The 17,623-nt window shown below is 44.2% G+C and carries 12 protein-coding genes; 1 reads left to right on the forward strand and 11 read right to left on the reverse strand.

The window, feature by feature from the left end; genetic code table 11:
- Positions 1-46: 46 nt before the first annotated feature.
- The 7 genes from PDUR_RS23885 to PDUR_RS23915 are packed head-to-tail and all read right to left on the reverse strand — an operon-like array spanning position 47 to position 8,390.
- On the reverse strand, positions 47-1,420 hold the full coding sequence (locus tag PDUR_RS23885; protein ID WP_042208459.1) for a sugar phosphate nucleotidyltransferase: 1,374 nt from the start codon (positions 1,418-1,420) through the stop codon (positions 47-49).
- Positions 1,417-2,649, reverse strand: a complete 1,233-nt coding sequence (locus PDUR_RS23890; RefSeq protein ID WP_042208460.1) for a glycosyltransferase family 2 protein — start codon at positions 2,647-2,649, stop codon at positions 1,417-1,419. Before PDUR_RS23890 ends, PDUR_RS23885 begins: the two co-directional genes overlap by 4 nt.
- Positions 2,639-3,814: a glycosyltransferase family 4 protein gene (locus PDUR_RS23895; protein WP_169744940.1), complete on the reverse strand. Its 1,176-nt coding sequence runs from the start codon at positions 3,812-3,814 to the stop codon at positions 2,639-2,641. The genes PDUR_RS23890 and PDUR_RS23895 overlap by 11 nt, the downstream gene beginning before the upstream one ends.
- Positions 3,807-5,324: a hypothetical protein gene (locus PDUR_RS23900; protein ID WP_042208462.1), complete on the reverse strand. Its 1,518-nt coding sequence runs from the start codon at positions 5,322-5,324 to the stop codon at positions 3,807-3,809. Before PDUR_RS23900 ends, PDUR_RS23895 begins: the two co-directional genes overlap by 8 nt.
- Positions 5,321-6,247, reverse strand: a complete 927-nt coding sequence (locus PDUR_RS23905; protein ID WP_042208463.1) for a class I SAM-dependent methyltransferase — start codon at positions 6,245-6,247, stop codon at positions 5,321-5,323. The genes PDUR_RS23900 and PDUR_RS23905 overlap by 4 nt, the downstream gene beginning before the upstream one ends.
- Positions 6,244-7,578: an ABC transporter ATP-binding protein gene (locus PDUR_RS23910; RefSeq protein ID WP_042208464.1), complete on the reverse strand. Its 1,335-nt coding sequence runs from the start codon at positions 7,576-7,578 to the stop codon at positions 6,244-6,246. Before PDUR_RS23910 ends, PDUR_RS23905 begins: the two co-directional genes overlap by 4 nt.
- Positions 7,579-7,595: 17 nt before the next feature.
- Complete coding sequence (locus tag PDUR_RS23915) at positions 7,596-8,390, reverse strand: ABC transporter permease (RefSeq protein WP_042208465.1); 795 nt, start codon at positions 8,388-8,390, stop codon at positions 7,596-7,598.
- A gap of 140 nt (positions 8,391-8,530) precedes the next feature.
- On the opposite strand from PDUR_RS23915, the gene PDUR_RS23920 reads away from it, so the two are divergent.
- Positions 8,531-11,287, forward strand: a complete 2,757-nt coding sequence (locus tag PDUR_RS23920; protein ID WP_042208466.1) for an O-antigen ligase family protein — start codon at positions 8,531-8,533, stop codon at positions 11,285-11,287.
- Between the two features lie 108 nt (positions 11,288-11,395).
- Here the strand turns inward: PDUR_RS23920 and PDUR_RS23925 are convergent, their stop codons facing one another.
- The 4 genes from PDUR_RS23925 to PDUR_RS23940 form a co-directional block, all read right to left on the reverse strand.
- Complete coding sequence (locus tag PDUR_RS23925) at positions 11,396-12,496, reverse strand: glycerol dehydrogenase (RefSeq protein ID WP_042208467.1); 1,101 nt, start codon at positions 12,494-12,496, stop codon at positions 11,396-11,398.
- Positions 12,497-12,637: 141 nt separating this feature from the next.
- Positions 12,638-13,531, reverse strand: a complete 894-nt coding sequence (gene galU, locus PDUR_RS23930; RefSeq protein WP_042208468.1) for a UTP--glucose-1-phosphate uridylyltransferase GalU — start codon at positions 13,529-13,531, stop codon at positions 12,638-12,640.
- Between the two features lie 208 nt (positions 13,532-13,739).
- Entirely contained in the window at positions 13,740-14,516 is a 777-nt protein-coding gene (locus PDUR_RS23935; protein WP_042208469.1) for a hypothetical protein, read from the reverse strand.
- A gap of 381 nt (positions 14,517-14,897) precedes the next feature.
- Complete coding sequence (locus PDUR_RS23940; RefSeq protein ID WP_042208470.1) at positions 14,898-17,477, reverse strand: U32 family peptidase; 2,580 nt, start codon at positions 17,475-17,477, stop codon at positions 14,898-14,900.
- Positions 17,478-17,623 lie beyond the last annotated feature (146 nt).

The following is a 17,623-nucleotide window of genomic DNA, read 5'->3' on the forward strand; positions in this document are numbered from 1 at the left end:
CGAATCTTTAGGGTGTTTGAGATCACTAGCCTAGAAGTTGACCGCTCTATTTCTGAATGAAAACACTAGCCTTTCTCTTAATCTCATCCCAAGTCAATGCATATCTATAAATATCTTCATCTATTAATTCACCCTGCTGGATTTCAATAATTTCCAGATCCTCATCAGCTTTTATGCTGTGCTTTTGTCCAGGCATAATCTTAAATACATCTCCCGATTTAATGTGAAAAAGTTGATTATCCAAAATCAGTTCACCTTGGCCGCCTATGATATTCCAGGTTTCACTTCTTTTAGAATGTTCCTGATAGCTCAGGTATTTTTCTTTCTTTATGCAGATTCTCTTCGTGAGTACTTCCTCATTCTCATTATTGATAGTATATTCCAGAATTCGAAACCAGCCCCATCGACGCTCTTCATACATAGGTCTTGAGTTAATCGATTTCAATGCATCTTTCAAATTGGGTGTCATGGAAATATCAGAAACTAATATCCCATCAGGACTAGCCGCAACAATAGTGTTTTTCACCCCCATCATGACTATAGGGAGGTCTAATTCATTCACCAAATTAACATTCGAACAATCGGATAGAATACCTTTACCCAACACATTCGAATCCATTTCCTCTACAAGTGCGTCCCACGTCCCCAGGTCTTTCCAATCACCTTTGTAAGGGATCATGTAAAGGGTCTGCTCTTTCTCCAACACTTCAAAATCAAAGCTGATTTTTGTTAAATTTTTATACTCTATTAGTAATTGATCAAAATCCCTGGTAATCTTCCGTTCTTCCATTATCTTTTCCAAATAATTAAGCTTAAACGCAAACACTCCGCAATTCCATAGAGCCTTCTTATTAATCAGTTCTACGGCTACTTCTTTCGCAGGTTTTTCGACAAAATGATCAACCTCGACCAAAGGTTGATCCAAAGTGGATTGCTTCGGTATTATGTATCCATATTTTTCAGCTGGAGAAGTAGGTTTAGCACCCAATAATGCAATATTCACTTTTTGACTATGCATCTTCTGCTCTAATATTAAAATCTGTCTAAAAAAATCCGTCTCAACATACGAGTCTACAGGTAAAACAATGACCACTTCATCTTTCTCCGCTGCAGTTCGTGTAAGCAAATAAGATACTGATAGGGCGATTGCCGGGAAGGTATCTTTTCTCTCGGGTTCTATGATCAAAGGTGGGCAATCGTCAATCTGCGATTGTATCATCTCAACCTGTGATTTACTGGTAGTTATAAATGCAGAATCCTTCAGTCCAACATCACCGAGTTGTCTCCAAACCCTTTGAAGCATCGATTCATATTCGGAAACATCACTTTTCAAAATTTTAAGAAATTGTTTAGAACGTGCGTCATTAGAAAGCGGCCATAATCTAGTACCCGACCCTCCCGATAATAAGATAATTTTCATTTCACACCTCGTTTAGATTTAAATGCGCCAATATAGTATGGAGATAATCTTAGAAATCCGAATATTGCTTTTACTTTTGACTTTTTTAACGAAACTTTTTGTCTCGTAGTGAATACTTCTTTCACAACATGCAGTAAATATTTGATAAATTGCTTAATAAAAGTTGCAAATGGGAAGTTTTTAAATATAAAAAGTAGTTTATTACGATAGATTTGATAAACAAAAAACGGAGACCATTCCTGACTGCTGCCGGTATGAATATGTCTGATAATGGCAGTCGGACACAGGTAAAGCTTTAGTCCTTGTCTTTTCACTCGATAAGAAAGGTCCGTATCTTCGTAATACATAAAAAAACGCTGGTCGAACCCGCCTACTTTATCGAACGTTTCTTTTCTGATTAGCATAGCTGCACCGCAGCAGGAATCCAGCTCAACGCTTCTATTATATTGTCCCTGATCAATTTCACAAAATCCGATATCATAACCATCAAATTTTTCATTGATTCCTGATCCGGCGTTTTGTATTAAAGTAAGTCTGTTAGAGGAAATGTAATCTTGATCAAGTGTAATGGTTTTGTCCATAGATATTTCTTGCTCATTGAGCACCCAGCAATCTGTCTGTTCATCATGGATTTTTACATGATCAAATTCTATAGTGTAACTCGTTTCCAGTCCTTGAAGGAGCGGAATATAAATAGTAGTATGACCAAAACAAGTGATTTCTTTTTCCCCATATAATACGTTTTTTGTGAATTTAGGATCGATCCGGTATGCTTCCCCGTTAATGGTTATGTTGGTTGAGAGGATTACTTTATCCTGCGTCCGGATATTCAATTTTATAAAATCATAAAAGAACACCAGTTTAGAGGAAATGATTCCGAAATCCGATTTTTGATCAATAAAGGCTGAGAGCTCATTAAGCCAATTTGGAGGAACGGCTGTATCATTATTCAGAAATATAATATACTCGCCTTCGGCAAACTTCACACCATAGTTATTCCCTCCGGCAAACCCCAAATTTCTCCCCGACTTGATTATTTTCAGCGAAGGGATCAACTTTTGATATTTCTGCTCCAGGTAGTTTACCGAATCATCCTTCGAATCATTATCGACGAAGATAATTTCATAAGTGAATCCATTAGAATCAAGGTTAATTAGGGATTCAAAAAGATTGTCTATATACTTTTTTCCGTTATAGTTAAGCAAGACAATCGAGAATTTACAGGGCATTGAAGATCTCCTCATTATGTTTATAATAATTCTCTACAGAAAAGTATTCGGCACGCTCTATCGCGTTATTGGCCAAAGATAACATCTGTTCCGGGTCTTTCATCAATTGAAGTGTATAACTTAGAAGCTCTTCTCTCGTGTTCCACAAATAACCATCTTTTTCGTGATTAACAATTTCGGTTTGGCCACCTTTGTTGATCACAATCGGTACTACTCCATTACTCATAGCCTCAACGGTAGTAATTCCAAAGTGCTCCATTTTATCCGGAAACATGTCACTTTCCTCATCCAGACCTGTTGCATGCCAAAAGATTTTTGCCTTCTTGTAAAAGTGATTTACCTCGGATAAAGGAATATTCACATGCAAATGAATCGGATATTCCTTTATCTTTTCTTGAATGCTGTTTACATAATCAATGTCGTTTGCGTTATTGGATAAAGCTCCGATTAAGTGCAGTTCCCAACCTTCGAATTTCTGGTAATTGTTTATGAAAAAATCAACTAACTGATCCTGTTTTTTATTATGTGCACCCACAAAAAAACGTCCAACAGATAAAATAATTTTCTCCTTTTCGGAAAATATCACCTTAGCCATTTCATCTTTTAAGAATACAGGTGGATAAACAGGCTTATTCTTCTTTCCAGTGTTCCAGTAATGCTGGTGCCAGTGGTTCGTAAACATTGAATTGGTAACGAAGTAATCATAGCTGCGTTTAAATTGGGAATCTAGTACTTTTCCAATTACGTTTTTAGGAAATTTATTAAAATTATATTTTTGCGGAGGAAACATGCAGCTGTAAATATTCCTCTTTGCTTTTCCTACATGCTTGCTGAGGAACATAAAATTTATAAAAAGATCGTACTCCTTCGAAAGGTCTTCAATCCGTTTTTTATTTTTATAATGATCAATCAGTGAGGATGCGGGAGGTAAATCTATCTTTCTAATTTTGGTCTTGTTTAATTTGATTCCAAATCTATCATATAAGACATGAATATCCGGATAATTGCTTGAATGAATATCGATATTGTTATAGTTATGAACTAATATGTCGATTTCCACATCCTCGTAGTAATTCTCGATAAACTTACACAAATAACCCATATGTTTCTCCCCGCCGCCTAATGTAGGGAAATATGGATTTAATACAAGTACTTTCTTAGTCAATGCTCTCTTCCTCTCTGAGACCTTGATATAGCTGCTGAGAAAGCAAGTTATAATCATATTTCAACTGGTGATGTTCCGCTTGAAGAAGTTGAAATGCCTCATTTATTTCTTGTAATTTGAGATTGCTTTCATGATTGGTCTTTGAGAGATGTTGATTTTCAAGCACAACAAGATGATGCTTATCTAACATATCCGTTTGGCTTAATTGTAGATGATTTAGTTCCAATTTCATTGAGTTTTTTTCATCTTCAAGTCCAGCAATATAATTCTCAAGGTCTTGCAGCCTTTTTCTCAATTCCATAATTTCTTCATTATTTGAACGGATGAGTTCATCTTTATTGAAGTTAATCCGAGCATTATTTTCTTTAACGGCTAATTGATGAAGCACCAAATACTTTTTACCGGCAATCTTTCTTGATATTCTTCCTCTTAGTGTCTTTTCCAACTCGTTAATCTTTGATAATTTGGCCTCTATCCTTTCATCAACTACTCTTGCCGCTAATTCCTGCTTTTCAATCATCTTTAAAGACAAATCTTTATCAGCTTGAAGCCCCTCATTTAACAAACTCAGCCGTTTAACCTCATTATTTAATTTGTCTGATTGAAACAGATAATGAGTCAGTTTGCGGTTAACTTCATTAAATTCAGTACTAACATTAAGCTTCTCTTTCTTTAACTTTTCAATTTCTTCATTTGCTTTCTCAAATAGAGATGAATGTTCTCCAGTTTTATTTTTATACTCAATTAATTCTTGCTGAAGATCACTTACTTTAACCTGAGTACGTATATATTGTGAACCGAGCCCATGTTGACGGTTACCCAGAACATAAGCTTGAAAGCCATGCTCCATTTCTTCATACTCTTCAAGATAGTCAATATGAAGCTCTCTAAATAAATCTTTGAGATCCATGAAACCATTTAAATACTCTCCATACTTCCAAAAGAATCTGTTTATGCTTCGAAAAACAATATAGTCGAGCGGAACCTCAGTATTAAAAATCCATTCGTAATCGATGATAACCTTTTTGGAATCGTGACGAATAATATTATCGAATGTGAGATCTATATTGGCTTCATGCATGCAGTGAACATTCGCAAATACCGGAGTACAGCCAAAAATGCTCCTGAACTCCTGAGACGGACGAAATTCAGACTTGAATTCAGGATTAAATCCCTTTAGGAAATCTATATATTCTTTTATATATTGAAGAAAAAGAACCGGGTTCTTGGATAAAACGGACTCAAAAAGCAGTGCATCCATAGTTGTTCCATTAATATATTCAAACCGTAATCCACTTTGTCCGATCTGGATGGCTTTGGCGAAATGGAGATGGCTATATTGCTTTTGCTGCACAAGATAATTATTGTAAATATTTTTGATATGGGGATAGGCAGCCTGGGTTAATGCGTATTTCTCAACATATAACTCTGTTGCATCCTCAATAATCATGGTTTTGATCTGGAAAGAGGGCAATCTGTTTCTATTGTATTTGGAGTAAATAACCTTCATTTTGCATATCCCTCCCCATTTTCACAAAACAACAAAAATGAGTTGGCGAAATAATCAAACTGGTTATCCTGAATTAGATTGTTGTAGGCAAAGTATTCTTGAAAAGCAATAATCTGTTCCGCATCATAACTAGGAGCATCTTTATCCAGGTCGCCAACCTTAGGTAAATAACTATCCGAAAATATTTGAGTGGGAAGTTTATAATCCGGCATAGGGTAATAAAACTCTATTTCTTTGAAGCCCACTTCACTCAGCAGTTTTCTTATTTCACATTTACTAAAAGTTCTTACACCTTTATCGTTGAGGTAACCTTCTATTCCTTCGTAACTTATGCCTGTGTGATCTTCTTTTTTTCCCGTCCAATATTTGAGTCCGAACTTATTTTCAATAGCAATGATCAATTCACCATCGGGTTTCAAGAATTTTTTTATATTTTCAAGAAATTTCTTGTATGGTTCAGGTGATTTCGTAAACTTCCCCGCATATTCCAGAACACCGATCAATGTGATATAGTCGAATTTTTCGCCGAATTCCATATCCTCAAAATTCCCCACAATGATCTCAAGATTTTCCCTATTAAAATTACGGTAAGCATTAATTTCCGCTCTTCTCTTAGAGAGTTCTACCGCGGTTACTTGCTTCGCCTTTTCGCATAAAACTCCTGTTACCCCACCACACCCTGCGCCAATCTCCAATATTGAACAGTTTTTTTTAAAGGAATACCAATCCAATAAATTATGTCTGTATGGAGACAAGTGATAAAGTATGGGCCATTGATTATCATTCATCAATCTTTCTTCAATTTCCGCTTCACCTTGTTTTACAATAGACAGTATCTCATCTTCAATATCGCCGTCGCTGTATTCATCATTTCCCGAGTAAAATTTCAGGTTAAATTTAACGTTTCCTATTTTCTCATTCATGTCAGAACCCTCGATTGCTCACTTTTATAAAGTTGTATTTGCGATTCAACATCATACACTCCGACAATATTCTTAAATATTGAGGATTCAAAAGACAGCACATCATACAAACGATGATATACTACCAGCTCTCCGTTTTGAAACCCTGTGCATCCTAGGGAAAGCGTATAGAAACCGCTCTGTAGTTTGAGGCTTTGGGTAAATGAGACTGTCACAACTTCCCCCGGGTTGCTTGTTGAGGTGACAATATTTTCAAACATCGTGTTTGTTCCGCAAAGTTCATTACCTTTTACATCCTTTATGGTGAATGCAAAGATGGGTTCATCAATCCGATCATGAAAGACAACTTTCATTTTGATGATTACCGGCTCATCGCTAATAACTTTGGATGAGGGGCATTCGTTCATATCAAATATGCCAAAATCGACGATTTCAGCCTTTTTGTCCCCGTATTCCAGCAGTGTCTTATTCAGTGAGAAGTAATTTTTCCATTCCCCTATTTCCGATAGACTGGCATTTTTATTGATTTTCATTTCTTCACTGATATCGTATAAATTGACCAAGATCTTCTTGTATACATCAACCATTTCTTTGGCTGATCCTTCCGCGATGTTCTCCCCGTTGTGGATAACCACCGCACGGTTGCAGTATTTAAGAATCGTATCCATAGAATGGGTTACAAAAATAATGGTCTTCCCCTGCTCCTTAAATTCGTTGATTCGTCGGAAACATTTCGTTTGAAAAGCCACATCTCCTACAGACAAGGCTTCGTCTATAATTAAAATATCCGGCTCCACATTGATGGCAACAGCGAACGCTAAACGGGCGAACATTCCGCTAGAATATGTTTTGACAGGCTGATTAATAAAATCGTCAATATCTGCAAATTCCAGAATGGAATCTAGACGCTCCATCATTTCTTGTCTTGAGAAACCCATTATATTTCCATTAAAAAAAATGTTATCCAATCCCGTTAATTCAGGATTAAATCCCGCTCCCAGTTCCAAAAGAGCGGCTATTTTCCCTTTCACCGTAACCGCTCCGCTGGAGGGCTTAAGCACACCGGTAATTATTTTCAAAGCAGTGGATTTGCCCGCGCCATTTTTGCCTAAAAATCCAATACATTCTCCTTTGTGAATATTTAAAGAGAGGTTATTTAATGCGTAAAACTCCTTATGCCGCTTCTTTTTTGAGGGTATAATCGCCTCTTTCAGGCGGTCTGCATTTGTATCGTAAAGCTTGTATATTTTGGAGACGGATTTAATTTCTATAACAACATCACTTTCATCAAAAGCAGGTTTGCTATTAGATGAATAATGTGTACTATCCATATGTGTTCCTCCTAATTTTATAAAACATCCGCGAAGTGTGGCCGAAGTCTCCTGAACAATAGATAGCCCACTATAAGAACGGACAACGAAACGATCCAATAGTATAAGGTAAGATCAGGTCTTTCCCAGAACCAAAATTTGTAGATGAAAATCCCTCTGTAGCCTTCAGTTATATAGTACAAAGGATTGAGCTTTATCAGAAAGTCGTACTTTACAGGAAGCGTTTGATAAGAATAAAAAATAGGAGTTAACCAAAACCCAAACTGCAATATCATAGAAATGACTTGTCCTACGTCTTTTAAAAACACGACCAAAGCTGAGGTTATCCAAGAAAGACCTAAGAGTAAAATAAACATGCAAAAAATGTAGTACGGAATTTGAATATAGTAGAGGTCAGGGTAATAACCGTAAACAGAAAAGAGGACAAACAAAAAAACGATAAAGAACAAATGGATCGACAAAGATGTATATATTTTTACTAGAGGTAAAATTTGAACTTTGAAGACAACCTTTTTAACTAAAAAGCTTGTCTCAGTGATAGCATTGGTTGCTGATTGCAAAGCATCGGCAAAAAAATTCCATGGAATCATAGCGGCCGATAACCACAGGATAAAGGGGACATCATTAACAGCTTGGCTTTTCAAGCCTACCTGAAACACAAACCAAAATATCAATAGGCTGATCGTTGGCTGAATAAATGCCCAAGCAATCCCTAAGTATGAACCGGCATATTTTCTTCTAAAGTCATCTTTAGACAACTGAATAATAAACTTTTGTTGCTTTTTGAATGATTGCAGCGAACTTTTCAACATGAATTCTTCCAACCCTCATTTTGTAATTTCGAACGGTTTTTTATGCCAAACAGCCAAACGCCAATCTTTGCTAAAAGAGACGTACAACTAATACTGTGTTAAAATATTTTGAGTAATATATTGAAAAGGAGATTAAAAAGTTGGCTAATCCAGTATACGGTAAAAAAGCTGCTCAGTCGAGAAATGCCGAAAAATTACCCGACTCGCTGTGGGTGTTGGTGATTGGTTTTATTTTATTTTTATTTTGGGCCCCGTTTCAAGTGGGATTATTTAACGGGCAGCAGACGGATTATGAGAAACCGATCTATGTTGCGGCTCTGCTAGGTTGTCTGATGCTCATCTTATGGGTCGGCCTCTATTACAAAAGGTTTAAATTAGAGGACCAGCGGGATCTGCTGGCTGTAGCCGTGCTGCTGCTTCCTCTGACGTACTTCCTGTCGCTCTTTGTCGCCGCTTCGCATTATATGGCGATGAATTTGCTGCTGATTCAGAGCATGTACACCGCGTTGTTCATTGTAAGTCTCTACCTCCTTCGACAAAAACAAGTTAATGTTATCATACAAACCGCCGTATTGACAGTGGCTTATCTGATAGTCTGGTTCGGCCTGCTGAACTGGCTTGGCGCTTGGAATGTTGCCGGAGGGCTGGTCGGCTGGTTCTCGAATACGGTTAGAGGAGGCAAATATCTGGACGCGGTGATGACCGACTCCAACGGTCTGCGTCTGACTTCGATTTTTCAGTATGCCAATACATATGCCGCCTTTCTGATGGCGTTCTTGTTTGTGGCGATATTTGCGCTGATTCGCTCGAAAAAAGGATACGGTACGCTGATCAACGGATTCATGCTCGTACCGATTATTGTATCGCTGCTGCTGACGCTCTCGCGGGGCGGGCTTGTCATGCTGCCTGTGGTATTCGTGCTTCTTCTTCTGTTCCAAAAACCGGCGCGGCAAATATTGTGGATTATTCATCTCATTATCGCGGGCATTGCCTCGGTGGCGGTTACGAATCAGGTCACTATGATCGGTCAGCGTCTTAGCCTGGTTCCCGATGCGTCAGCGGCCGTTAAAGGCTGGGCGTACCTGTTGATAGCTTCAGCTATGACGGCGGCTCTGTGCTGGGTGGTACAGCGTTTTGCCGCTCCATGGCTGGAAACGCAACTGGAGGGCTGGTCAAGCCGCAGATTTACGAATCTTTGGCTTCCAATCGGCGCAACGGTGCTGGTAGCGTTAGTCGCTTTCCTGCTGATCGGCACGAGTGCGCGCAGCATTTTGCCGGACAATATTGAAACCCGTCTGGAGAATATTAACTTCCAGCAGCACAGCGTACTGGAACGCTTCACCTTTTACAAGGATGCACTCAAGGTGGCTAAGGATTATCCGGTTCTCGGCGCCGGCGGTGGCGGTTGGGCCGCTCTCTATGAGAAGTACCAGAACAACCCGTATACAAGCCGGCAGGCGCATAACTTCTTCCTGCAGTACTTGATTGAGGTCGGCATTCTTGGCTTCATCGTATTTATGGGCTTTATCCTGTTTGTGTTCTACAAATATATCAGAGGCTATATGAAGCAAAGGGAAAGGGACGATTACGAGAACGGTTTTTTCTTCCTTATCATCGCTCTCTCGATTCTGCTTCACAGTGTTCTTGACTTCAATATGAGCTACGCGTTTATGGGCCTGCTTGTATTCATTGGGCTTGCGGGTATGGCCGCTGCTATGGATGCTAAACCGCTCGCAGTCAAATGGAACTCTTCGGGGCTACGTTTTGGCTATTTGGCCTTGGCCTGTGTGGGAGCTTTCGCGGTGCTCTTCGTGTCCCTCCGCGATATCGGTTCCGCCAATGCCGCTGCGGATGCCCAAGCGATCGTACAAAGAAGTCAGTCTTACGAAGAAATCAAGGCACCGCTGATCAAGGCGCTTAAAAACCGTCCGAGCCATCCGGAGTCCGTTATTATTCTCGCTTCGATGGACAACCAGGTCTACAGCCAGAACAAGAACGAACAGTTCGCAGCCGAGTCACTCGCCGTGCTGACCCGAGGGCTGAAGGATGAGCCGAACAATAAGCTGATGCTGAAGCAACTGATTGCTTTATATGATTTGCAAGGAAAACCCGATGAAGCTTATGCGGTATACCGTGACAATGCGGATAAATATAAGTGGGATATTGATTGGTACGAAGGCTTTATCGCACGCTCTGCTGCTTTGGGTCAGCAGGCTCATGTTCAAAAGGACAGCGCCCATGAGCAGGAATACATCAAGACCGTGCTAGCGGCCTACGATCATGTAATTGCGGGAATTGCCTACCTGAAAACACTGCCTGCCGGTCAAATGCAGGGACGGCCGTTTGAAATCACGCCGCTGATTGCACTGAACGTCGGGAAAATAAAGCAGATTACTGGTGATACCGAGGCTGCTGCCGCAATTCTTAAATCGGGCCTCGTCGGCAATTACGCCGATCTGGCAGCCAGCACCGATCTATGGGATACAGAGTGGTATGACGCTTTGATCTCCCGATCTTATGACTTGGGACAGGCGGCATTTAACCAACAGGATGCCGCTAATATGAAGGTCAACTTTAATATTGGGCTCCAAGCCTACGACCAGGTAACGGTGGATCTGAACGGCAAATCGAACGCTCTTCCTCCTGCCACTAAGTTGAATGCGGGAAAAATGCAATTTCTCTCCGGCGATGTACAGACGGCGGTGAACACACTGAAAGGCGGACTGAGCGAAGATTACTCAGACGCAACAAACCGTGAAATCGCCCGCTGGTATTTGGCCGCATTGAAGAAACTGAACAGCGCCCAGGATCAAGAGGTATATAACAAGCTTATTGCAGCCGATCCCGGAGAAGCGGCTAAGATTGATGAGATTGCGGCGATGCAGCTCTTACCTTAACCGCCGCTTATAAATTTTGTATATGCCAAGAAAAACCCGGGTGCCGTCCATTATTGACGGCACCCGGGTTTTGATATTTTGCTATTTTCGAAAACCATAAAACCTTCTTCAGGACTTAGGCGGGAGTTGTCTCCCCAATTGATCCGCCTTTAGCATGGCTTCCAGTACACTTTCAGGGGTTACTGAAAACGGCATGTTGGCCATAGGCGAATCGGGGGCGCAGCTTGCCTCCGCCGCAATCCAGAGCCTGTCCGGCTTCTCGGCAGAGAGATGAAGTTCCTTCAGGGTCGTGGGCAGCCCTGTACGGAGACAGAAGGTTATAGTCTCCTCAATCTCATGTATAGGCGCGTTCTCCAGCACAAGCTGAACAATGGTGGCGAAAGCGACCTTTTCCCCATGCATGGCGGGGCGCGTTTCTTCAAGCAGTGTGAGCCCGTTATGAATCGCATGGGCGGCGGCAAGTCCGCCGCTCTCGAAGCCGATGCCGCTGAGGTAAATGTTGGCTTCTATGATATTCTCTACCGCTTCGGAGAGTATGCCGTTCTCTGTGTCCTGCTTGGCCTGTGCTCCGTCAGCCAGCAGCGTGTCCCGGCAAGCCCGCGCAAGCGCGTAGGCGGCGATGGCGCTTGTATCCCGGCCTCCAGATTTGGCGGCTCGCCAGCAGGCCCGAGCCTCATAGAAGGTTGACAGCGCGTCACCCATTCCGGCGACCAGCAGGCGGACAGGCGCTTTGGATACAATTTCTGTATCTACAACAACCCTTTCGGGATTGCTGCGCAGCGGCAGATACTCGTCCAATCGGCCATCTTCGGTATACAGCACGGATAAGGCGCTGCAGGGCGCATCGGTCGAGGCGACGGTCGGCGCCACAATCAGCGGCAGGCGGCTGTAGAAGCCGACGGCTTTGGCCACGTCCAGTGTCTTGCCGCCGCCAATCCCTATAATAACGTCCGCTTCTGATTCCTTAACCGCTTCGACGATTCGCAGCACTTCCTTCAGGCTGCATTCTCCCGCGAACGGGTGCAGAACATAAAAAACATCTCCATCCTTAAAGCCTTCTGAAATCTCCTTCTCATAATTCGCGAGGACAAAAGCATCGGCAACGATATAAGCCTTCTTCCCCTCCAGCTCGGCACAATAACGATGAAGACGACGGATTTCTCCCCTGCCTTGAATGTACTTGGCCGGTGACATGATACTTCTGGTCAAAGCTCCCCACTCCTACTCAATAAGGTATATAAAAGCCAGGATATAAAGCTAAAATGGCAGTTCCGGGCCATTTCCCGGACTGCCATGTCTGTGCTGTAGTGAGAGTGCGCAAACGCACACCGCCATTATAAATATCAAATATTATTTCGAAACGGTCTTTTGCGTTTCGCTTTCGATCAGGCTTTTGAGATAAGTGAGCAAATCATCCTTCAGCTCTTCACGCTGCATGGCGTAATGAATCGTGGTTTGAATAAAGCCCATCTTCTCACCCACGTCATGCCGATCCCCCTCGAAGTGGAAGGCCAGAATGCGTTCTACCTCGCTGAGGCGGGCAATGGCGTCCGTCAGTTGAATTTCGCCGCCTACTCCTGCCTGCTGCTCTCCCAGCATATCAAAGATTCGAGGGGTCAAAATATACCGTCCAAGGATAGCCAAATTGGAAGGCGCTTCTTCTTTTTTCGGCTTCTCGACAAGCCGGTTGGCCTTATACACACGATCTGCAAGCTCTGTGCCGTCGACGACGCCGTAACGGGAAACCTCTTCCCATGGCACAGGCTGCACGCCAACGATGGAGGATTTATATTGGTCATAGACCTCGATCATTTGCTTCAGGCAGGGTTTGTCCGACTCAACGATATCGTCGCCGAGCAGAACGGCGAACGGCTCGTTGCCGATAAATTTGCGTGCGCACCAGATAGCGTGTCCGAGACCCTTGGGCTCTTTTTGCCGGATATAGTGAATGTCGGCCATTTCAGACGATTTACGAACAGAATTTAGCAGATCCCATTTCTGCTTCTCGGCCAGATTGAATTCCAGCTCGAATGAATTGTCGAAGTGATCCTCGATCGCTCTTTTTCCCTTACCTGTTACGATAATAATATCTTCAATGCCTGAGGCAACCGCCTCTTCCACGATGTATTGGATGGTCGGCTTGTCCACAATCGGCAGCATTTCCTTCGGCATCGCCTTGGTAGCGGGCAGAAAGCGGGTTCCGAGGCCGGCAGCGGGAATAATAGCTTTGCGGATTTTCGTCATGACACGGCTCCTTTGTTAAAAGTATGATATATAGTCACATATTCGCCCTGGATAATAAATGCAGCTCTTATCTTATTATATCAGTTTCAAACGGGTATTGTCAGATAACTTCGGGAATGGGACAGTGAACGAAGAATAAATAATTTACTGTTAAAATAACGTAGAGCAGTTGAAATTTAAAGTCGTTATAACACTTTATAAGTTGCGTCTATTTCAATTTATCCGTGATGACGATGCTGTTTCCGGGCCGGTCAGTCCAATAATATTTTCCACCAAAGAATTCAATACCTTGTCCTGTTCCATAGGCGGGTGGTTTTATTCGTTCAATAAAATCAAATTTATATCCATTAAATCTATAGTGATCTAGACCTTGGGCATATTCTTCATTGTATTTATTAGAGCCATGCAAATTCACAAGGAGATCATTTCCAATAAAAATTATACCTTGATATCCTCCCTCTTTTCCAAAATGTTGTGAGAGTGGAAATCTATGAATTAAATTAAACTTAGAGTCAAACTCCGCTATATAGTTTCTATCATGGTAAACAACCCAATAAAACCCGCCGTTTTGTACGACCGACTCAGCAGTTCCCTCTCCTATCTTATATTCCTTTACCATTTTTATGTCGGGAAGTTTATATTTTACTATTTTGCTTATTGTCCTCTTTGCCCCGCTATTAAAATTGTACGCGGTAACATATAAAAAGCCATTTATAAAGGTACAATCACCAAATGACATGAATTTTCCACTAGAATCTGTTTTGGTGTATGCATTGGGTATCGACTTAATAAACTCTCCATGATTCGTATAAATAGAAATAGTGTTTGATAATCTGAAATTCTTGTCTCTATCCGAAGTAATATATATATATTTTCCGTTTGAAGCTACACCCTGCCATGCGCTGTACATCACCTTCATAGGGACTATTACAACCTCTGCCTTTACGTTAGTGTTAAGACAACCTGTAAGTACGAGTAATGTCATCAGAATTTTCCTAAACACATTATCATCCCTTCCCCTATGAAAATAGTATACCATATAAGTAAAAAATAGGGTTAAACAGGCATATTTTTCATGGGGATTTATGTAAAATGAATAGAAAACTATATGATCTCCGCACTTTCGTCAATGTACGTTCACTTTTGGAAAATTCACAATACGCAGCTATCTCTTTATTACGATGGAGCTTGCCTTCCCGTAATGGAACTGCAAGCGGTAGAAAAATCTATATTTACCCAGCAATCCAATCAAAAAAGCTTCCGCCGAACGGCGGAAGCTGCTTGCTTAAAGAAGAAAATCCGGGATTCCCGAAGAATGCAACCACATCAAATTTCGAATGTTTGTCTCTCTACTCGCGAGTAATGATTATTTAACCAGCTGACCCCGGGTAACGCCGAGCTGGTTGGTCGCTTTGAGCGTCTTCCAGACCTGGGTTCCGGAGATTTCGCCGCGCAACGCCTTGCTGTACAAATCAATGACCTCGGCTACCTGTTCGGGGGTCTCCTCCAGAAACTCCACGCGGAAAGACGATACGCCGAGCTCGCGGAAGTTGTTCAGATATTCCGCGCCGGACTGCTCAATCGCGTTGTAGACGGTATTGCGGCAGCCTTCATCCACCCGGACGGGATGGATCATGCCGATCCGGTCCTGCAGGGAAGCCCGCTGACTCTCGCAAGGACGGCCGCAGTTCGTAAAGTCGGTTCCTTCGCTTAGGAACGTACAGTATACGCAGTGCTCCGTATGATACATCGGCAGATGCTGGTGAATGACCACTTCCATCTGCGAGGTACGGCTGCGCCGCAGCAGATCGACCATCTGCTGGATATTCAGGTCATACGACGGCGTGACCAGGTCGCAGCCCGCTTCAAGGAACAGATCGACCGCTTTGTGATTGGCGAGATTCAGCGAGAAGTCGCCGATGAGCAGCGGATGCGCGGCATCCGGCTCTTCCCGGCGGCGGCGCAGATAATAATACAGCGCGCCGGTATTGCGCACCAGCACCGCATCCGGCTGGAGGCGCAGGATGTTCGCATGGTAGCCGTTCTCGCCCGGCATATGGATGCGCGGCGTCGCCAGCGCGATTCTCGCGCCGGCCGCCCGAACGGCTTCCACCGCTGCCGGGAACTGCTTGATGAATTCGAAGTCGGCGTAGATGAACCTTACGCCGGCCTTTAATGCAGCCTGCACCTGCGGCAGGCTGCGGCACAGCGCGGTGAGCTGCGCAGCACCGCCGCCTGTGAAGGGGTCGCCCGCTCCGAGCGGGGCGACCGGTCCCGCGCCGTCCAGCCGTGCCGGGACGGCGCTTCCGGCGCCGCGCGCAGCGGCGTCGCCGTACACCTCTACCGCCCGTTTCACGTATACGGGCGGCTTCGGGCGCTCGCCAGCGAGCAGCTCCACCGCACGGCGGCGGATGCTGTTCAGCTCGCGCATCGGCACGATGACGCCGCCTTCCAGTTCGGCGTCCAGACGCTCAAGCTGGAAGACGGTCCCGCCGAGGCGTCCGAACTGCTCTTCCAGCAGCGCCGCGTCCATCGGGCGCTTGTTCGCCGTCTCCAGCACAAGCTCGGAGTCGACGCGGACGGTGACGCCCTTTTGCACGTCGGTCCACCACGTGGCGAGCGGCTCGCCAGCACGGCCTGCGGCCTTTACATGCACCGGGAACACCCGGTACGGCTTCTCCGTCTCAAACGTCTGGCGCAGCGTTTTATCCAGCGCCGGATCATTCGTCTTCCAGATGCGGTCGCCGACATGCAGACGCCCCAGATTAATATCGCTGCGTCCGGGGATAATGTCGACAATCCAGCCTTCCTGCGCTTCGCCTTCCAGCTTTACGCCTTTGCGGCGCAGATCGTAGATGCGCCCACCTTCTTCTTTTTTCGTCGGATCGCCCGCATCGAACACAATCCCGTCGCCGCGTTTAATCGGCGCTTCAATCCGGCAAACAACGCCGTCACGCAAAATTTGCTCCACGGTCCCAACATACACGCCCCGGCTTTTGGGGAAAGTGCCGTCCACCAGCTTTTTGTTATTCGTCCCTTCCAGGAAGCCGTGCGTGAACCCGCGTGAGAAGCTCTGCTGCAGCTCCCGCATTTCCTCCTTGGATGGAGCAGCCCATCTTCCGCTAAAATAGCGGTCGATCGCCTTGCTGTATTTGCCCACGACATTCGCCACGTATTCGGGGCTTTTCATGCGCCCTTCAATTTTGAAGGACGTTACGCCCGCCTGGATGAGCTCCGGCACAAGGTCGATAGCCGCCAAATCCTTTGGCGACAGCAGATAGGAAACGTCCCCCATCGGCTTCACCTCACCATCCACGACGAGGTCGTACGGCAAACGGCAGGCCTGCGCGCATTCGCCCCGGTTGGCGGAGCGCCCGCCCCACATCTCCGAGGTCAGGCATTGCCCTGAATAGGAGACGCACAGCGCGCCATGCACGAACACCTCCATCGGCAGACGCGCTTGATCGCCAATCGTACGGATCTGCTTCAGATTATTTTCCCGTCCAAGCACTACGCGCTCCAGTTCGAACGGCTTAGTGAACTCCACCGCCTCCGGCGAAGTAATCGTCATCTGCGTCGAGCCGTGAATCGGAAAATCCGGCGAAATTTCGCGGATCAGCTTCACCAGCCCGAGATCCTGCACAATGACCGCATCCACACCGGCATCTATGCAAGCGTCGATCAATTCTTTTGCATCCGGCAGTTCGTTCTCGAACACCAGAATATTGAACGTCAGAAACCCTTTTACCCCATAGCTGTGCAAAAAGGCCATAATTTCCGGCAGTTCGTCCATCTGAAAGTTATTCGCTCTTGCCCGGGCATTAAATTTCTCCACGCCGAAATAGACAGCGTCCGCCCCATTCGCCACCGCCGCGCGCATGCAGTCCCAGTCGCCCGCCGGTGCGAGCAGCTCCACGTCTTCCCTGCGTATATCACGCTCTTTCATCTATATCCTCCCAAACCGTCCGCCAGGGACGGGTCTATTAAAGTGTTATACCTCTATGCTCCGGCCTCCAAAGAAATTGAAATAGATTGATGCCCGGTTAACTTATCTATTGTATCAAATATCACACTCTCCCGCTACAAGACTCT

Source organism: Paenibacillus durus (assembly GCF_000756615.1).
GTDB classification, from domain to species: domain Bacteria; phylum Bacillota; class Bacilli; order Paenibacillales; family Paenibacillaceae; genus Paenibacillus_AQ; species Paenibacillus_AQ durus.